The organism is Qingshengfaniella alkalisoli (genome assembly GCF_007855645.1).
Lineage (GTDB): Bacteria > Pseudomonadota > Alphaproteobacteria > Rhodobacterales > Rhodobacteraceae > Qingshengfaniella > Qingshengfaniella alkalisoli.
In genome coordinates this window covers 68,153-85,248 of sequence record NZ_CP042264.1, presented here as the reverse complement: position 1 = coordinate 85,248, position 17,096 = coordinate 68,153, and the positions used below count along the sequence as shown (strand labels likewise).

Genomic DNA, 17,096 nt, shown 5'->3' with positions numbered 1-17,096 from the left:
AAGAATTACAGTGCAGAAACGCATTTCAGGACCAACAGGCTAATCACGGGCATTGGGTCTTGAACAGACCTTGCAGCAAGTCACCCTAGCGTCAAGTGAAAGCGCAAATCACCGTTGAACCGGTGGCCATACGCGGCCCAAAAGACCGTCACGACGCCAGATTCCGTGATACAGCGCCGCTCCGATATGCATGAGGATCGCTGCGATCAGGATCATTGCGCAGTAATAATGGATCGCTTGGGCGACTTCTTCCAGCGGCTTGGACTTCGGGATCAGAATTGGCAGTCCCAGCTTGTCGATCCATTCGATCGGGTATCTGCCTGCCCGCACCCTGATATATCCCGACAGGGGCATCATGAAGATCAGCACGTAAAGAGCGATGTGGTTCGCCTCCGCCGCCAGCCGTTGAAGCGCGGGCATTTCTGGCAGAGGTGGATAGGGATTGCGTAACCGATAGATCAATCGCGCCAGCATGATGAACAGGATGATGACGCCAGTATTTTTATGGAAGACATACAAGCTATTCTGAACCGGTCGCGGCAACCCCTGTTGCACCATGGTCAGGCCTGCTGCGATCATCAGCAGGACAAGACATGCAACCAACCAGTGGAACAGTCGCGCAGTCGTTGTGAATCCGGTCAGCTCGGTTGACATGTCCCGTCCCTTGTTTTGTCCTATTCAGCCTTTTAGTGCGCCTCCGGTCAATGCTCTTGTCAAAAGTCGTTGCAGCGCAAGAAAAACCACAATCGCCGGAACTAATGCTACGAGGCAGGCCGCAGCCAGCAACTGTGTGGTCGAGGCGTTGGTCGAACCCGCAAACCGGTAGATCGCAACCGATATTGGCCACTTGGGATCTGAACTCAGCAAGATGAACGGCACAAGGAACTGTCCCCAATTCATCACGACATTCAGCACGAATGCAGCTGCAAGTGAGGGTGCAGCCAAAGGCAAGGTCACCAGAACCATTGTTTCAAGCCGGGAATACCCGTCGAGACGCGCGGCTTCTTCGATTTCAACCGGGATCCGGTGGAACCCTGCGCGCAACAGCCAGACGGTCAACGGGATGCCTATCGCGCCGTAAACCGCCACAACCGCCATATGATTTTCCAACAAGCCCAACCAATCATAGTAGCGATATAGAGGGATCAGAATGACAAGCGGCGATATCATCTGAACTGCCAGGATCAACCACAGCCCTGCACCACGCCCCCGAAAGCTCAACCGTGAAAACGCATAGGCGGCAGGCGCCGCGCAGATCACCGCCAGCGCCGCGCCAAGCACCGACAGCTTCACCCCGTTCCACAAGTAGATGGCGAAGGCGGGATCGTTCAGGATCTGTCGGAAATTGGCCAATGTCGGATGGTCGGGAATGAACGCCGCAGCGCCGCGATAGACCTCGGCGGACGTGCGCAGCGCCAGTGACACCAGCCACAGCAAGGGACCAACGAAAAACGCCGCGACGAGCATCAGCGCCAGATAGGTTGCGATATCTGCTGGTCTGCCGCCCCGCATCACGTGCGCTGCCTCAGTAACAACGCATAGACCGCCGCGAGAGCAAGGCTGATCGCAACCAGAAGCAATGCCAACACCGCGCCGCCCGCCAGATCGAAACTGCGAAACACCGTGTTATAGGTGAACAACGCCAGCACCTCTGTCGCGCGTCCCGGCCCACCGCCGGTCAGTGCGATGATGGAATCAAAGGTGTTGAGCGTCTGGATCGTCACCAGAATCGTGCCCGCCAGCATCGCGCCTTTCAATTGAGGCATCGTGATGAAAATGAATCGGTCAAGGGACGTTGCACCATCCACACGAGCGGCTTCATCCAGCGACGGATCCAAGCCGCGCAACGCCGCATAGTAAAGGATCATTGAAAAAGCCGTACCCTGCCAGATATTGGCCACGACCGCGGACACCATGGCCATTTGCGGATCCGACAGCCATGCGACTGGGCCCAACCCGATCATCCCGATGACGGAGTTCAGGCCGCCGAAGGGTGCCTCGGAGAACATGATCTGCCAGATCAGGCCATTCGCAACGCCCGGCACAATCCATGCCGCGAGAACCAAGGTCCGAAGCGCGGCCATGCCCGGAAGCCCGCGCCGATCTCCACGCGTGACGAGAAGCGCGATGGCCAACCCAAGGGACTGCAACAGGATAACGCTCGCCCCCGTGAAGATCGCGGTGGCACGCAAGATTTGCGGTAGCGCTGGATCACCTAGCGTGCTCGTGACCGATGACAGGGTATAGCTGCGCACGCCGTTGAGCAATGTCGCGTCGGTGAAGGCCAGACGGATTGCATCCAGAAGCGGCCACAAATAGATCGCGCCGAGAACAAGGATGACCGGCGCGAGCCAAGCGAGCGGATGCGCCCCCCGGTTCAGAGCCTGCCCCACGCATCAAGCGCCGCCGCCTGCGCGCGGTCCAGAGCGGCGTCAGGGTCTTCGCCAGCAATGACCTCGCCGATCAGGATCTGGATCTGGTTGGATATCTCGGGATAGATCGGCACCCCGGGGCGTGGGCGTCCGTTCTGCAAAAATTCCGAATAGGCCAGATTGACCGGCGTCGAGAACACGTCATACTGTTCGTATTGCGCCGCCGAGGTCGGCAAAAGCCCCTGCACTGCATTGCCTGCACCCGAATAGACATGTTTGGCAATAGCGGCACACAGCGCGACTTTGTCGGGATCGTCCGACATCGCGCCGATGGTCCAGCCGCCAGCGCCCGCCGCACGTTGATCGGCGGTCGGGCCCGGCAGTTCCGAAACTTCCCATTCGGTGAAGTCCTCCGGCGACAACGTGCCTTCAAGCTGTCCGTATTGCCACGATCCGCCCACGAACATGGCCGTTGTGCCTGCGGCGGCAGCGGCATTGAAATCATCGTAATTCGTAATGGACGCGACACGCGCAGGGCTCGCGCCGCTTTCCACCAATTCCCGGTAGTATCCGAGCGCGTCCAGAAACGCGGCGCGGTTCGCGCCTTCGCCAAAGACGGGACGGCCATCGTCATCCACCAAGCGGCCACCTGCCGCCCAGAAATTACCGAGCCAGTCCAGCGTCGTCCCCTCCCAACGACCGCCCGAAAACAGGAGTCCTTCATATCCGTCTTCAACCGATTTGGCCGCAGCGGCCAGCGCCTGCGCCCATGTAGCAGGGGCGTCCTCGACAACGCGCGTATCACGGTAGAGTACGCGCAAATCGGTGAACCACCACCATGCCAGAAGGTTACCGTCAGCGTCAGTCACCGCCTCACGCACGAAAGGAAACAGGTCGTCGATTTCCTCGGCGCTCCAATGTGCGTTCATCGGCGACAGCACATCGGCGGCCTTGTAGGCGCCAAGTGATGAACTGTCGATCATCGCACAATCCGGCCCGCGTCCGGCCCGCGCCTGTTCCAGCATGCGCGCCTGTTCCTGCCCGATGTCATCCGTCTGAAGTTGCGTTTCGATTTGCCAATCGGGAAACCTTTCCAACATCTTAAGGAACAACTCGCCGAACGTCGCCCGCATATCGGGATCTTGCGCATAGAGATCATAGGCGGTCAGACGAAAGGTCATCACGTTCGGCGCATCGGCGGGGCCAACGCGCGTTCGTGTGATCAAGTCGTCCTGCGCCAGAAGCGGCGTCGCGCCAGCAACTGCGGCGACAAGTGCGATACGAGAAATCATCCAGTCTCTCCTTCGGGTATAGCGTAAGGGGTACGGTTCTGAGGAATGGGCGGTGCGCTGAGTACGCGGCCACTCGCCGGATCGATCAGGTGCGCGCGCGCAATGTCGGGCAACAGACCCACTTTGTCACCCGTTCGAGGCGCGTCGACAGGTGCCATCCGCAGACTGCATCGCGGGCCGTCTTCAGTCGCGACATGCACCAGTGCTTCAACCCCCAATGCTTCCACGACCTCGACCCGCGCGGGCACAGGGCCGCCAAGGCGCATGTCTTCAGGCCGGAAGCCGATCTCGATCCGGCGACGCGAATGCTGGACAAAATCGGCTTGCCGTTCGTTCGGAACCTCAAAGCGTTGACCGAGCAACGAAACGGTCTGACCGCCATCCCCGATCTGTGCAGGCAGGATTGTCATCGCAGGCGACCCCACGAACTCGGCCACGAACCGCGTCGCCGGTTGGTGGTAGATTTGCATGGGCGTCGCGGCTTGCTCGATTCTTCCATCCCGCATGACAACCACGCGATCCGCCATCGTCATGGCCTCCACCTGATCATGCGTCACGAAAATGGACGTAGTTTCCGCGACCCGAGACATGCGCTTGATTTCCGTGCGCATCTGCGTTCGAAGACGCGCATCCAGATTGGAAAGCGGCTCGTCGAACAGAAAGAGCGCGGGCTCACGCACCAGCGCCCGCCCCATCGCAACACGTTGACGTTGGCCCCCTGACAGCGCCGCGGGTCGACGATCCAACAGGTCCTCGATCTCCAGCATACGAGCCGCGTCCTTTACGCGCGCCACGCGTTCGGCTTTCGCCAGACCGCGCTTGCGCAGCCCGAACCCGAGATTCCGCGCGACCGTCATATGCGGGTAAAGCGCGTAGTTCTGAAACACCATAGCAACATCCCGTGCGCCGGGGTCCAGACCCTGAACCTCTCGTTCTCCGATGTGAATCGTGCCCGCATCCGGCGCGTCCAACCCGGCGATCAGGCGCAAGGTTGTGGATTTGCCGCAGCCCGATGGGCCGACCAACACCACGAATTCCTTGTCAGCAACGACCAGATCGATCCCGTCAACCGTCGGTTGGCCTTCACCGAAGCGACGTGTCAATCCAAACAGGGACAGCCCTACCATTCAGCTTTCCCCGCCCGGCTGCAAACAACCACCAGTGGAGAAACAATTTGCAAAGAGGGATCGAAGCTCCGTCATGCTGCGTTCCGCCAAGTCGGTTTCAGGGAGTATGCCCGCGCTCCACCTGCCGGGCAACAGATCAAGCAGCTTCGTATCTGCGGATATGAAATGGATAGGCACGGCTGCACTGGCACCCTCCCCCGCGACCAGCGGCGCGGGCTGGTGGTCGCCGAGTACGACCACCAAGGCGTCACCGGCATACCGCGCCACCCATTGGCCAACGATCTCGATGGAGTAATCCAGGGAACGCGAATACGCCGCCCGGATCGTGTCATGATCTGACCAGACCTGTCGCGGCGTTGCGCCCGCCCGCTGAGTCCCGTCAAACACCGACCCATCGCCGATCAGATCCCACGGCAAAACCTCCGGCACCGGTGTCCACGGGGCGTGCGATGTGATCAGGGCGATTTCGACCACGCTGTCGCGCCCGTCCTGTCGCGCCAGCCTTTCCACTGCGCTTAGGGTGTATTGGTCGGGCATCGTCACCCATTCGAACGGCTGCCCCTGATACCCGAGATCATCATGCGCAAGCACCTGATCGTAACCGTACCATGCCGCCTCTGGCCAATCGCGTGTGATGGCAGGCATCACCGCGACGCTGTGCCATCCCGCCTGTGCGAACATCCGGTTCAGTGACAGACGTTTGGACGCTATCACCGCATCGTAGCGTGACTGCGAAGACGTCCACAGCCCCGACATGACCGCGCCATGCGCCAACCAGCTCTGCCCGCCTCGAGTAGGTGCCTGGACCCAACCCGAGCGCACCGAAAGTCCCGCCTTTGCAAACCTGTCCCCCACGACCGCAAGACGGGGAAGCGAAGTCTGGGCATAGGGTTGTGCGTCGAGCCAACTGCGACCATAACTTTCCACGAACAGTAAGATCACATCCCGTCCCTTAAGTGCCGCAAAATCCGGCGCGACAGAAACATCGTCGGTGGCCAGATCGGCGGCGAAGCGGGACTCGTCCACGACCGCCCGATGAAGCCGTTCCCCACGTTTGGGCAATTCCGCGACCAGCGGCGTTTCGACAACGCCGGACTGTCCGGTGAGCGCGAGCGCGACACCAACCAGTAGTAGTCCCGCAGCCACCAAGCCTGTCCAGCGGCGCGGTCGACCATTCAGACGCGCAAGCCGGCCCATCGCATGAAAGACCAGGACGAACAGCCCGATGAACAGAACCGCGACACCTGTTGCCACAGTCAATGCGAGCGGCCAGCCGAATGTGCCAACTGACAATTCCCAACCGGACTTCAGAAGATGCAGATCCAGCACCGGATTGAAATTTCGCTGAAATGCGAGGACCATCCCCGTATCGGCAAGGCGCAGGAAGGTGAGAAGTGCAAGCAGCATGACCAGCGCCAGACGCAACGCGATCAATCGCCCCGGCAGAAGGAGGAGAAGCAAAATGATGACTGGCAGTTCCAAGGGCAGATGCAGAAAGTGACGAACTGTCAGCGCGTTCGGGTGACTGGGAAGTTGCAACAGCAAGAACAGCAGCACGACGCACAACGTGGTCCACAATGCGTTTGACCTTCTCCTCAAAGCCGCACCTGCTGAGAGCTATCCGCATAGCTGTGCCGATCGTGACGCTTGTCGTGGTTTTGATGGTGGTCGACGTTCGTGATATAGTACAGACCCTGCGTGCTACCCGCCTGTGGCCACTTCTGATGGCAGGTATTATGGCGCAGGTTGTCATTCTGGCCAGCGCAACGAGGTGGTCCCACACGACCCGGCAGCTTGGCCATCCGGTGCCGCTGCGTGTTGCGGTGCGGGAATACTATGTATCCAGCTTTCTGAACGCTACGCTTCCCGGCGGTATTTCCGGTGATGCCCTGCGTGTCTGGCGCAACCGAGACAATGGCGGACCGGGGATTTCCGTGCGCGGCGTCATGATCGAGCGTCTGGCCGGGCAGGTGGCCCTGGCGCTGTGTCTTCTGATCGGCATTCTGACCGGTGGGATCGGCCATGCCACGCTCGTGGCCTTGGTCTTTATCGCCGCTCTCAGCGTGTTGCTGATTGCGCTGCTTGTCGGTGGCCGACTTGCGGGCAAGATCGGTATCGCTTTGTCCACCTTCGGTCCCGCGCTCAAGCAGGCATGGGTTGCTGACGGCGCTTGGCGCGTCCAAGCACCGCTGAACCTGATCGTGATCACAGCCTTGATCGGCTGCTTCGCCCTGTGCACTCGGGCCATCGGTACGCAAATGGACGTCACGGCCGTGTTGGTCCTTGTACCTGTATGCCTTGCTGCGATGATCATTCCCACAGGGATCGGCGGGCTGGGGTTGCGCGAAGGTGCTGCGGCAGCGCTCTGGCCGCTCGCGGGTTTCAGTGCCGAGGCAGGCGTCGCCGCCGCGTTGCTGTTCGGTGTGGTGAACCTGCTGTCCGCACTCCCCGGCGCATTGTTCCTGCTGCATCCTCATGTGCGAACGGACCACAACCGGTGAATATCGCGGACGAATGACCACAGGATCACCATCAGCACGATTGCAACCGCAACCGTCGGCACAGGCTTCGGCAACGGAATGGCAAGCAGGCAGATCGGCAAGGCGATCTGGACAACACATATCGTTTTTCGACGAAATGACGGTGGCAGCGGACCAGACAGCCACGGCAAGGACCTCTTGGTTATGCAGAACAGATAATAAGGAAGGATCAGAAACAACACGACGCTGGCCACGATACCCGTTCGCCAGAGAACGAGCGACAGGACCAGCGTAAGCAGCGCGTCGACTTCCATGTCAAAGCGCGCCCCAAAGGCAGAGACAAGCCCCGTCCGGCGCGCCAGAAACCCGTCCAATCCGTCCAACGCCAATAGGAAGACAGCGAGCCCAGCGACCATCAGACGCCCGATCTGGTCCATGATGCTCGGATCAATAGCAACACTGCTCAACACCACGACACCGCCCGCCCTGACAGATGTAACGACATTTGCGGGGCCAAACCGTCCGTGCGGATAGCTGCGCAGGCCAAGAAAAACCGCCACACTGCCGATCGTCCAGACTCCCAGTAGAAGAAGTGGAAGCGCTGATGGGATCTGGGTGTGAACCCCAACGACGGCACCACCAACCGTAACGACAATGGCCAGAAGCAAGCTGGTGACTGCCGCGGTTGCCAACACCCGCCGCTCAACCGTAGCGGGGAAATCCAAAAGCGACCTGTTGGGCTCTACCGTCAATGGCAATCCAGAGTCACGCAAACCATGCATGACGTTACCGCAGCCTAGGGCCCTGTGTCATTGGTTGTTTCGCCGATCCGATACAAGCCTGGGCAATCTCGTCAGGATCGCTCTATTCGCCGCTTGACCAGCTAGCTGGGCCGCCTTCCTAGTTCTTCGCTTTCCCGGTCGGTGGAGCGAAGCTGAAGATGGTATCCCCCGGCGCCGGCTTGATGTCCACGTCGTCGGTTGCAAATTTAAGATCGCCGCCCGCGCCAAGTGACAACACGATGCGCGTATTCTCAGGTCGATCCGACTTGAAGCGCTCGAAATCGTACTCCTCTGACAGGCGTGTCTTTTGGACCGCCCATCCCTGGCGCAGCAATCGGTCCAACCCGTCGATACCGCCTTCCGTCGTCAACAAGCCGCGTCCGCCAATTGTCGTCGGCATGGCGTTTCGCTCTTTCTCAACGCGCGCACGCCCGATCTGGAACACGTTACTTCGTCCGATTTCCGGCCCGAAGTCAGTGCAAACAAGGCTGTTGTAGGCGTCATTACGCGTCGCCGCTAGCAAGGAAGAATACCGGCCAAAATCAAGTGTATGCTCTGCTGTCTCCCCCAGAATTTCACCAAAATATACAGGCACGGAAGCGGCACGTGCACCTCGCAAGGCATACCAGTTTCGATCAGAGATTAGGACCGGTACATCGACCTCCATCAACTTGGATGCAAGCTCCGTCGCAAAGGCAGACCCTCCCACGATCACGACGCCATCCGGTTCCTTCCGAGTGACCTTCAGCCATCGGGCAGCAGGACGGATCGACAATCCATGGATCAAGACCGTCGCGACAACTAACAGGAAGATCAACGGTACCATGCGGTTTGCGTCGGGTATGCCCAGTTCGATCATACTGGCCGCGAACAGGCCCGAAACCGCCACCGCGACAACGCCTCGCGGCGCGATCCATGCACAAAGCAAGCGTTCGTTCATTGGCAGTGACGTGCCAACAAATAGCGGCATCATAACCGCAGGGCGAACGATGAAAATTACGGACAGAATGAAGGCCAAATCGCGCCACCCAAGGGCCGCGAGATCGGCAAAGGTAATGGTCGCCGTCATGATGACAAACACGCCCGACACCAAGAGCACGGTCATGATTTCCTTGAACCGTCGCAACTCGTTGAAGGAAGCGATATTGCTATTTCCGATGACGAAGCCCATGATCGTCACGGTCAATAACCCCGCTTCTTCTAGCAACACATTGGTTGCCGCAAAGACGACAATCACGGCAACGAGCAAGAATGCGGCCTTCAGAAACTCCGGCACATGGCCTTTGGTGAACGACCAGATCGCCAGCCGCGCCGCCCCCCAACCGACGATGATCGCGCAGATAATCGCGACGACCGCTTGCAGGATGATCTCGGTGGCAGTTCCGTGGTGAGCGTGGATAATCTGGACCGCCTCGAACGCAAATACAGCGAACAGAGCACCAACAGGATCAACAAGAATGGCCTCCCAGCGCAGGAAATCAGCCGGGCGTCGTGGCAGTCGTGCCTGTCGCAGTAAAGGCATCACTACGGTGGGTCCGGTGACGACCATCAAGCCGGAGATCACAGCCGCAACCGCCGGATCAAGACCGCCGATATACCGCGCAGCGATAAAGATGGTAGCCCACATCAGAAACGCGCCGGGAAACAGGACCCGACGCACGGCCTTGGACGTCTCGCGTATTTCAGCAAGTTTCAACGTCAAGCCACCTTCGAAAAGGATGACGGCCACTGCCAAGCCGATCAACGGCCGCAGCGCATCGCCCAAGAGGAGCTCCGGCTGGATAGCTCCCGTTACCGGCCCCGCGATGAACCCCGCGACGAGCAGCAGAATGATCGCCGGTATCTGCATTCGCCACGCGACCCATTGCGCACCGATCCCAAGCACACCGATGAGACCAATCTGCAAGGTGAAGTTTTCCACCAGATCCTCCAACAAGCATCCACTCTGCTTAGGCTAACTTGTTGATCCGGCGCTGGCTATCCATTGCAGAATGCGCCGGGGCCAAGACGCAGCGGCACGGGCCAACCGTCCGTTTTTCCAAGGGTATTCGCATGGCGCAAAACGCAGGCGCCTTTGCCTACACCGATATCGAGCCCCTCGCGACACCCGGGATCATGCGGAAGACCCCGAAATGGCTACTCGATCCGCTGGGGCCCTTGTCGGTTCCGCCCGCCTACGCCCTCAACATCGCGCCACGGGGGCTGGCCCTGTCGCGCAAAAAGATTCTGATCCTGTAGCTCCGCCAAGGTCACCAAAAGATGTTCTACGTCGCGGGGTATTCATCATGACGTCGGATCCAGTCCATGATCTCGATCTCGTTACGGCCCTTGGGCGTGATATCGAGATACATGTAGGTCGTCATCACCTCCTCGTTGCCGCGCGCGTAGCTTGAATAGGTGTGATAGACTATACCATCGTCATCTTTGAAAAACACGCTCACGCCCGGCAGTTCGTCATAGCCGTGGTCGAGCCGGTAGTTGTAAAGTACCTTACTCTTCGCCAGTTCCTCGGGTGTGAATGACACGTGGTAGTCGTAGTTGAAATCACTGCCGAAGGACGACACCCATCGGGCCCGCCAGCCCATGCGCTTGCGATACGCTTCGATCTTATCCAGCGGTGCACGGGAGACGCGGACATAGGACACATCGTGGTTCTCCAGATGCACCAGAGTTGGTTCGACATGATCGGCGTCGAAAGAACAACTTTTGCAGCCCGCCTCCCAGTCGGGATGGAACATGAAATGATGGACAATCAACTGGCTTCGACCATCGAAAAAGTCTGCGAGTCCCTTGGGTCCGTCGGGTGTGTCGAACACATAGGCTTTCTCCACCTTCACCCACGGCAGATTCCGACGTTCTTCATTCAGTCGGTCCCTCATCCGCGTCAATTCTTTCTCATGTTCAAGATGGCGCTTGCGCGCTACGAGCCAGTCTTCACGCGAAACTACAGCAGGCTTGGTCACTTTCTCCTCCGGTTACAGCGGCAGATTGCTCTGCCCATCAAATTCGAACAGTTCACTTCAGATGCCTAGCCCAGGCACTACGCCGCCACGCGATCGTAGTGCAATGCGAGCGTCCCATTCTCGAAACGATGGTTGCGGCATAACCTGAGAGACCTGAATGGGACGGCTGTATCGAATAGCCGCCGTCCATCTCCGAGCAAAAGCGGAAAAATCAGAAAACGGAATTCATCCACAAGATCGGCCCGGACCAACTCCCGCACAACGATGCCGCTTCCGATAACCATCAGATCTCTGGCTGAACTGTGCTTGCACTCCCTCAAAGCATTCATCGGATCGTTGCCAAGATGTTCGGAGTTCTCCCAAGCCGACACATCTGGGTGTGACGAAACAACAAGTTTTTTCAGCCCATTCATGTAGCCCAACAGATGCTCGCCCGACGCTGCGTCCGTTGGCCAATAACTGGCAAGCGCGTCAAAAGTCCGGCGCCCCATAATCAAGGCTTCGATGTCGCCGTATTGAGCCGCGATGTCATATTCCATGCTGGGAAGGAACGATGATTGGACGAATTCCATTTCGCGCCCGGACGGCCCCTCGAAGTAGCCATCCAGCGAAAGAAACTCATAGACGATAATCGAAGGCATAGCTTGTGACTCCGCGTCCGGGGCTATTCTGCAAGGCAAGGTATCATCTCGAGACCCCAGCTATTCGTCAGTGTTCGCGACCGACGCCTGAATGAAGCGCTTAATGATCGGCAGCAGTTCCGGCTGCTCCAGTATGGTCATATGCGTTGTGTTCGGCAGCACGGCGAGATGCGCATCGGGGATCGTTTCGGCCATCTCTACCGCGTGCTTGGGAAGGATGAAGTCGTTGTCGCCGATAGCGATCAGCGCAGGCGCCGAGATACCGGCAATCTGGTCTTGAGACCAACCCCAGTCCGAGGCGATAAGTTGGGACATCTTCCCCATCGTTTCAGGAACGACCTCCGCTCCGCCCGGATTCATTTCTGCAATGTCGGCGCTCATCTCTGCAAATTCGTCCTCGCTCGGGAACAGAGCCGCGATTTCTGGAGGCGGCTGAAACCCCGGTTCCCGATGCACTCTCAACAAATCGGGCAGGAAGCCTTCTGGTTTAGTGCTGGCCGAGATAGCGGTCATAGATTCGACACGCTCAGGCGCATTGACCGCGAGTTCCAAAGCCAGCATGCCGCCAGCGGAAAACCCTACAACGTGGACTTTCTCCACCTCAACCGCGTCCAGAACGGCCAGGGTATCCAGCCGCATGTTTTCCAGCGTGATTGGCTGGTCATTGAGCGGTGTGTGTCCATGACCTTGCTGCTCAACCCCGATGATCGGGTAATCCGAAAGCAGGTCGGGGATCATCTCTCCGAAAGTGGAGGTGATGTTCATCATACCGCCGTGCAGCATCAAGATCGGCGTTCCACCTGCGTCCAGATCGCCATGTAGTTCGTAGTAGATGTCATGCCCGTTCACCGTCGCAAAATCGGCGTGTGCAACGGTAGCCGACATTAAGGCAGTCGCTGTAGTGACGATTTTCATGCGCTTTCTCCATGTCTTGGCTCCGACCACAATGCATTCGCCGGCGGACGAGATTGATTGACCAACCCAAACGAACAAGTCCTGCAGGCTGAACCACCATGACATGGCAAGTAGTAAAATACAACTGAAAGTATCTAAATGTAACTATGCATGTGTCACAGCCCAAATCCATTTCACGACGGCGCCGAGCCCTTCTCGTGTCGTGCAATACATTCATGACAGCGTGGTATCCGGGCGATGATATCAACGCTCGTACCGGAGAAATATCTGGCCATTAAACGGCGCGGTCCAAAGGTCTCGTCCCGTGAGACAAGCCGGCTTAGCGGGTCACTGGCCTCGCGGGATCACAAACCCATGCACATCCGCCATCTAACATTTCAACAACACACCCGATGCCTGCGCTCGACGATACGGCCGCAGAATGGTCTCGTGCCCTGACACAAGTGTGGCGCAGTTTGCACGCTGGTCGAGAAAGGTTAGGCTAGATGAATTGGTTGAGACGGCAAAAGCGAAACGCCGAACACTGTATCTTCACCTTGACGACAAACAGACACTTTTCGAAGCAAGCGGCAAGGGAGATCACCGAAGCCACTGATCTCAATGGATCACCAACTTATGGGTTGCCGGCTGGAACCAGAGCCTATTGTGCCGCGATTTAAAAGTTCGATCGCGTGCTCCAAATTCTGTTGTAACATGGGTCGACGGCACTCGACCCCACGTGATGCATCAGATCGATACGACAACAGCATGGGATACACTATGCATCGGCTTGTAAAATGCGCTTGGCCAACAACACCCAATATCCGGGCGAGTGTTTTGGCGGGTCTTGTGTTAGCAGTGCTTGACCGCGCCGTTCATACGGAAAGCACAGGCGAAGAAACACCCGGCTATTTAGCAACGATAGCTGACTTGTTTGTCGTCGTGACTGACCCGTCGGGCAAGACGGCACGCCTTCCGAAATACGGATAACACCGCCAGTAGAGCAGCGTTGCGACGCAAGGCAGCCGCCCGGGCCTGCTTCAGCGCGGCACACAAGCCCGCCCCATCATCAGGACTGGAACAGAACGGATGGGCACTCGCTCGACTTCGTCGCATCATTTCACGCGGGGGCTTACTTGCGCAATCTCTTCAAATATGGCAACGCCAGCGCGACATTTTCGGGTATGGTTGCCCAAGGAGGAAACCATGTTTGGCTTACTCGCTGGCCTTGTGCGGATAATCTGCTGGCTCAACATCATTGTCGGTCGCGTCTTTTCGTGGCTGTCGCTCGGCATTGTGCTGGTCTGCTTTACCGTGGTCGTTCAGCGGTATGTTTTTTCCGTCAGCTACGTCTGGATGCAGGATCTGTATATCTGGCTAAGCGGCGCGATGTTTACGTCCGTTGCGGGATTTGCCCTGTTCCGCGATGACCATGTGCGCGTAGATCTGTTCTACCGCCCGGCATCGGTCCAACGTAAGGCGGTTATCGACCTGATCGGTGTTGTCGTCTTCCTGCTACCCTCGATGTATGTCGTCTCCGCTTACTCGCTGCCCTTCGTGGAGCGCGCCTGGAGTTACAAGGAAGCCTCCGCCAACGTCGGCGGCATGCCTGGGCTGTTCATCCTGAAAACCTTTATTCTGATGTTCGCCGGTCTGATCGCGCTTCAGGGTATTGCGATGGCCCTGCGCTCAATCCTGGTACTGTGCGGTAAGGAAGACCTGCTGCCCGACCACATGCGCTATCCGCGCAAAAACCACGAGATTTCCGAGGTAACCGCCTGATGGATCCTGTTTTGCTCGGTGAGATCCTCGCCGGAACGATGTTTTTTGGGATCATCGGATTCCTCCTGCTCGGGTTCCCCGTTGCCTTTACACTGGCAGGCACGTCGCTTCTGTTCGGTGCCGTAGGCATGCATTTTGGCGTGTTCGACCCTTCGAACTTCGGATCGCTGCCAAACCGCTATATCGGCTATATGACCAACGAGGTGCTGGTGGCCGTACCACTGTTCATCTTTATGGGTGTGATGCTGGAACGTTCCCAGATCGCGGAACAATTGCTTCTGACGATGGGAAAGCTGTTTGGCAATATGCGCGGCGGTTTGGGACTTTCCGTCATTATCGTCGGCGCAATGCTTGCCGCGTCTACCGGCGTCGTCGGCGCGACCGTCGTGACGATGGGCCTGATTTCGTTGCCCGCCATGATCCGCGCAGGGTATGATCCGAAGCTGGCCTCCGGTGTAATCTGCGCCTCGGGCACGCTGGGTCAGATCGTGCCGCCGTCGACGGTGCTGATCTTCATGGGTGACATGCTGTCCGGTATCAATGCGCAGGTGCAAATGGAAAAGGGCAACTTCGCCCCCGTTCCTGTTTCGGTCGGGGACCTCTTCGCCGGCGCATTGCTGCCGGGCCTGCTGCTTGTTGGCATCTACATGGCATATGTCGTCTTCAAGGCGATCACGGACCCGGAATCCTGCCCTGCCACACCCGTTCCGGCGGATGAGAAGAAAGACCTGCTGCGGGAAGTGTGCGTCGCGATGGTGCCGCCGCTTCTGCTGATCATGGCTGTGCTCGGCTCGATCCTGGGCGGCATCGCCACACCGACCGAAGCCGCTTCCGTCGGCGCAGTAGGTGCCATGATCCTTGCAGCCACACGCCTGAGACTGTCCTTCAAAGTGCTGAAAGAAACGATGATCAGCACTGCCTCCATCACTTGCATGGTCTTCATCATCCTGTTCGGCGCATCGGTCTTTTCGATCGTATTCCGCATGATGGGCGGCGACAATCTGGTGCATGAATTCCTGACCAACCTGCCGGGCGCAACAGTGATGGCGGTCCTCGTCGTCATGGCGATCATGTTCCTGCTGGGTTTCATTCTGGATACGTTCGAAATCATCTTCATCGTGATTCCGATCACCGCACCGATCCTTCTGGCGCTGGATGTCGATCCTGTCTGGCTGGGTGTGTTGGTAGGCGTCAACCTGCAAACCAGCTTCCTGACACCTCCGTTTGGCTTCGCGCTGTTCTATCTGCGAGGTGTTGCTCCCGAAGCGATGCCGACCTCGGTAATCTACAAGGGCGTCATTCCCTTCGTGGGCCTTCAGATGTTGACTATCGCGCTGTTGTTCGTGTTCCCACAGATCGCGACCTGGCTGCCACAATTCGTTTGAACAAGCCCTCCATGGCCGGGTCCGCATGGTGAACTACGCTGCGACGTAAATTACTGTCGGAACGCAGGAAAGTTGCGCCCGGGAGACCTTCCGTAAGGGGACAGACAAATTATATCCCGTCACATGGACATTTTAATTCGCTGGTGATTATGTCCGCCTACTGGCAGCAAGGGAGTCTTCCTTGCACCGTATTTGCAGCGCATCCGAATTTCGGGAGGATCATATGGATCGCCGTTCATTTATCACAAAAGCCGGGCTAGCAGGCGCGTCCGCCGCGGCTCTTTCGACACCTGCCATCGCGCAGGGTAACATCACGTGGCGCATGGTTACGACCTGGCCGAAAAACTTCCCCGGTCTGGGTGTTGGCGCGCAGCGCATGGCCGACCGTATCACCGCAGCGTCTGGCGGACGTCTGACGGTTCAGGTGTTCTCTGCCGGCGAACTCGTTCCTCCGCTTCAGGCCCTTGATGCGGTAATCGACGGCACCGCAGAAATGAGCCACAGTGCGGCCTACTACTGGCAGAACAAGAGCCCGGCGCTATCCTTCTTCACTGGCGTCCCTTACGGCATGACCTCGCGTGAGCTGGCATCCTGGGTTCGCTTCATGGGCGGTCAGGAAATCTGGGACGAGATTTACGATCAGTTCGGCGTTCAAGGCTTCCTGTCCGGCGACACCGGCACGCAAGCAGGTGGCTGGTTCCGTGAACCTTTGAATGGTCTAGCTGACGTAGAAGGCTTGCGCTTCCGTACGCCAGGTCTGGGTGGTCGCGTCTGGGAAAAACTTGGCGCAACCGTGACCAACATGGCGGCAGGCGAGATTTTCCAGGCCCTGCAGTCCGGCACGCTTGATGCTGCTGAATTCGTTGGTCCGTATAATGACCTTGCGCTCGGCTTCTATCAAGTTGCCAAGAACTATTACTTCCCAAGCTTCGTAGAGCCAGGCCTGGCCACCGAGCTTGTCGTCGACAAGGCGAAGTATCAGGAGCTGCCCGACGATCTGCAGGCGATCATTCGTGACGTATCGCAGGCCGAGTACGATCAGGTTGCCTGTGATTTCTACGCCAATGACCCACGCGCCCTGCAAACGCTGATCAACGAACACGGTGTGAACGTCCAACAATTCCCCGAAGAAATCGTCGAGGCAGGTGCGACTGCGGCGACGGAGATCATGCAGGAGCTGCGCGATTCCGATGATCCGCTAACCAAGAAGACGACCGATAGCTTCATCGAAGCTCTGAACATCATGCGCGCACGGTCTGAATCAACGGATGGTGCATTCGTCAACGCGCGCGCCAAATACTTCAAGATCTAAGTAACTCAAATGCGCCGGGAAGTTTACCTCCGGCGCATTTGTTCTATCAAGGTTCTTCCACAATAT

15 protein-coding genes and 1 pseudogene are annotated in these 17,096 nt (G+C 58.2%); 5 read left to right on the top strand and 11 right to left on the bottom strand.

Annotated features, from left to right (window positions below):
- Window positions 1-108 precede the first annotated feature (108 nt).
- Genes FPZ52_RS15415 through FPZ52_RS15390 form a run of 6 tightly spaced genes read right to left on the bottom strand, consistent with a single transcriptional unit; the run spans window position 109 to window position 6,369 of the window.
- Window positions 109-654, bottom strand: a complete 546-nt coding sequence (locus FPZ52_RS15415) for a cytochrome b (RefSeq protein ID WP_146366515.1) — start codon at window positions 652-654, stop codon at window positions 109-111.
- A 24-nt stretch (window positions 655-678) separates the two neighbouring features.
- Window positions 679-1,512, bottom strand: a complete 834-nt coding sequence (locus tag FPZ52_RS15410; protein ID WP_146366514.1) for a carbohydrate ABC transporter permease — start codon at window positions 1,510-1,512, stop codon at window positions 679-681.
- Window positions 1,512-2,393 (bottom strand): carbohydrate ABC transporter permease, encoded by an 882-nt coding sequence (locus FPZ52_RS15405; protein WP_240804504.1) that lies wholly within the window; start codon window positions 2,391-2,393, stop codon window positions 1,512-1,514. The genes FPZ52_RS15410 and FPZ52_RS15405 overlap by 1 nt, the downstream gene beginning before the upstream one ends.
- On the bottom strand, window positions 2,378-3,664 hold the full coding sequence (locus tag FPZ52_RS15400) for an extracellular solute-binding protein (RefSeq protein ID WP_146366513.1): 1,287 nt from the start codon (window positions 3,662-3,664) through the stop codon (window positions 2,378-2,380). Before FPZ52_RS15400 ends, FPZ52_RS15405 begins: the two co-directional genes overlap by 16 nt.
- Entirely contained in the window at window positions 3,661-4,791 is a 1,131-nt protein-coding gene (locus FPZ52_RS15395; protein WP_146366512.1) for an ABC transporter ATP-binding protein, read from the bottom strand. The genes FPZ52_RS15400 and FPZ52_RS15395 overlap by 4 nt, the downstream gene beginning before the upstream one ends.
- Window positions 4,792-6,369 (bottom strand): alkaline phosphatase family protein, encoded by a 1,578-nt coding sequence (locus FPZ52_RS15390; protein ID WP_146366511.1) that lies wholly within the window; start codon window positions 6,367-6,369, stop codon window positions 4,792-4,794. It abuts the gene before it with no gap.
- On the opposite strand from FPZ52_RS15390, the gene FPZ52_RS15385 reads away from it, so the two are divergent.
- Window positions 6,369-7,292 carry a lysylphosphatidylglycerol synthase transmembrane domain-containing protein gene (locus tag FPZ52_RS15385; protein ID WP_146366510.1) on the top strand — a complete coding sequence of 308 codons (924 nt, stop codon included), beginning with the start codon at window positions 6,369-6,371 and terminating at the stop codon, window positions 7,290-7,292. The genes FPZ52_RS15390 and FPZ52_RS15385 overlap by 1 nt on opposite strands.
- On the opposite strand, the gene FPZ52_RS15380 is transcribed toward FPZ52_RS15385, so the two are convergent.
- Together FPZ52_RS15380 and FPZ52_RS15375 are read right to left on the bottom strand one after the other, a co-directional pair.
- The gene (locus FPZ52_RS15380) at window positions 7,265-8,023 is read right to left on the bottom strand and encodes a CDP-alcohol phosphatidyltransferase family protein (RefSeq protein ID WP_168201387.1); all 759 of its coding nucleotides are present in this window, start codon (window positions 8,021-8,023) and stop codon (window positions 7,265-7,267) included. The genes FPZ52_RS15385 and FPZ52_RS15380 overlap by 28 nt on opposite strands.
- Window positions 8,024-8,171: 148 nt before the next feature.
- Entirely contained in the window at window positions 8,172-9,974 is a 1,803-nt protein-coding gene (locus FPZ52_RS15375; RefSeq protein WP_146366508.1) for a cation:proton antiporter, read from the bottom strand.
- Window positions 9,975-10,012: 38 nt separating this feature from the next.
- On the opposite strand from FPZ52_RS15375, the pseudogene FPZ52_RS19625 reads away from it, so the two are divergent.
- Window positions 10,013-10,249: pseudogene (locus FPZ52_RS19625) on the top strand (hypothetical protein); the annotation flags it as partial.
- A gap of 68 nt (window positions 10,250-10,317) precedes the next feature.
- Here FPZ52_RS19625 and FPZ52_RS15365 read toward each other — a convergent pair.
- The 3 genes from FPZ52_RS15365 to FPZ52_RS15355 all read right to left on the bottom strand — a co-directional run bounded on the left by FPZ52_RS15365 (window position 10,318) and on the right by FPZ52_RS15355 (window position 12,572).
- Window positions 10,318-11,016 carry a DUF899 domain-containing protein gene (locus FPZ52_RS15365; RefSeq protein WP_146366507.1) on the bottom strand — a complete coding sequence of 233 codons (699 nt, stop codon included), beginning with the start codon at window positions 11,014-11,016 and terminating at the stop codon, window positions 10,318-10,320.
- Between the two features lie 77 nt (window positions 11,017-11,093).
- A complete protein-coding gene (locus tag FPZ52_RS15360; RefSeq protein WP_146366506.1) occupies window positions 11,094-11,657 on the bottom strand; it encodes a dihydrofolate reductase family protein in 564 nt (187 codons plus the stop codon).
- Window positions 11,658-11,717: 60 nt separating this feature from the next.
- Window positions 11,718-12,572: an alpha/beta fold hydrolase gene (locus FPZ52_RS15355; RefSeq protein WP_168201386.1), complete on the bottom strand. Its 855-nt coding sequence runs from the start codon at window positions 12,570-12,572 to the stop codon at window positions 11,718-11,720.
- A 1,185-nt stretch (window positions 12,573-13,757) separates the two neighbouring features.
- Between FPZ52_RS15355 and FPZ52_RS15350 the strand changes: the two genes are divergently transcribed.
- From FPZ52_RS15350 to FPZ52_RS15340, 3 genes are all read left to right on the top strand, one after another.
- On the top strand, window positions 13,758-14,333 hold the full coding sequence (locus tag FPZ52_RS15350) for a TRAP transporter small permease subunit (RefSeq protein WP_146366504.1): 576 nt from the start codon (window positions 13,758-13,760) through the stop codon (window positions 14,331-14,333).
- A complete protein-coding gene (locus FPZ52_RS15345; protein ID WP_146366503.1) occupies window positions 14,333-15,718 on the top strand; it encodes a TRAP transporter large permease in 1,386 nt (461 codons plus the stop codon). The genes FPZ52_RS15350 and FPZ52_RS15345 overlap by 1 nt, the downstream gene beginning before the upstream one ends.
- A 223-nt stretch (window positions 15,719-15,941) precedes the next feature.
- The gene (locus FPZ52_RS15340; protein WP_146366502.1) at window positions 15,942-17,030 is read left to right on the top strand and encodes a TRAP transporter substrate-binding protein; all 1,089 of its coding nucleotides are present in this window, start codon (window positions 15,942-15,944) and stop codon (window positions 17,028-17,030) included.
- The last annotated feature ends 66 nt before the right edge of the window (window positions 17,031-17,096 follow it).

Bases quoted from the DNA above. Each gene is read 5' to 3' on its own strand.
- FPZ52_RS15360 (WP_146366506.1), bottom strand. From the start codon at position 11,657: ATGCCTTCGATTATCGTCTATGAGTTTCTTTCGCTGGATGGCTACTTC.
- FPZ52_RS15400 (WP_146366513.1), bottom strand. From the start codon at position 3,664: ATGATTTCTCGTATCGCACTTGTCGCCGCAGTTGCTGGCGCGACGCCG.
- FPZ52_RS15410 (WP_146366514.1), bottom strand. From the start codon at position 1,512: ATGCGGGGCGGCAGACCAGCAGATATCGCAACCTATCTGGCGCTGATG.
- FPZ52_RS15345 (WP_146366503.1), top strand. From the start codon at position 14,333: ATGGATCCTGTTTTGCTCGGTGAGATCCTCGCCGGAACGATGTTTTTT.
- FPZ52_RS15340 (WP_146366502.1), top strand. From the start codon at position 15,942: ATGGATCGCCGTTCATTTATCACAAAAGCCGGGCTAGCAGGCGCGTCC.
- FPZ52_RS15350 (WP_146366504.1), top strand. From the start codon at position 13,758: ATGTTTGGCTTACTCGCTGGCCTTGTGCGGATAATCTGCTGGCTCAAC.
- FPZ52_RS15355 (WP_168201386.1), bottom strand. From the start codon at position 12,572: ATGAAAATCGTCACTACAGCGACTGCCTTAATGTCGGCTACCGTTGCA.
- FPZ52_RS15415 (WP_146366515.1), bottom strand. From the start codon at position 654: ATGTCAACCGAGCTGACCGGATTCACAACGACTGCGCGACTGTTCCAC.
- FPZ52_RS15385 (WP_146366510.1), top strand. From the start codon at position 6,369: ATGCGTTTGACCTTCTCCTCAAAGCCGCACCTGCTGAGAGCTATCCGC.
- FPZ52_RS15395 (WP_146366512.1), bottom strand. From the start codon at position 4,791: ATGGTAGGGCTGTCCCTGTTTGGATTGACACGTCGCTTCGGTGAAGGC.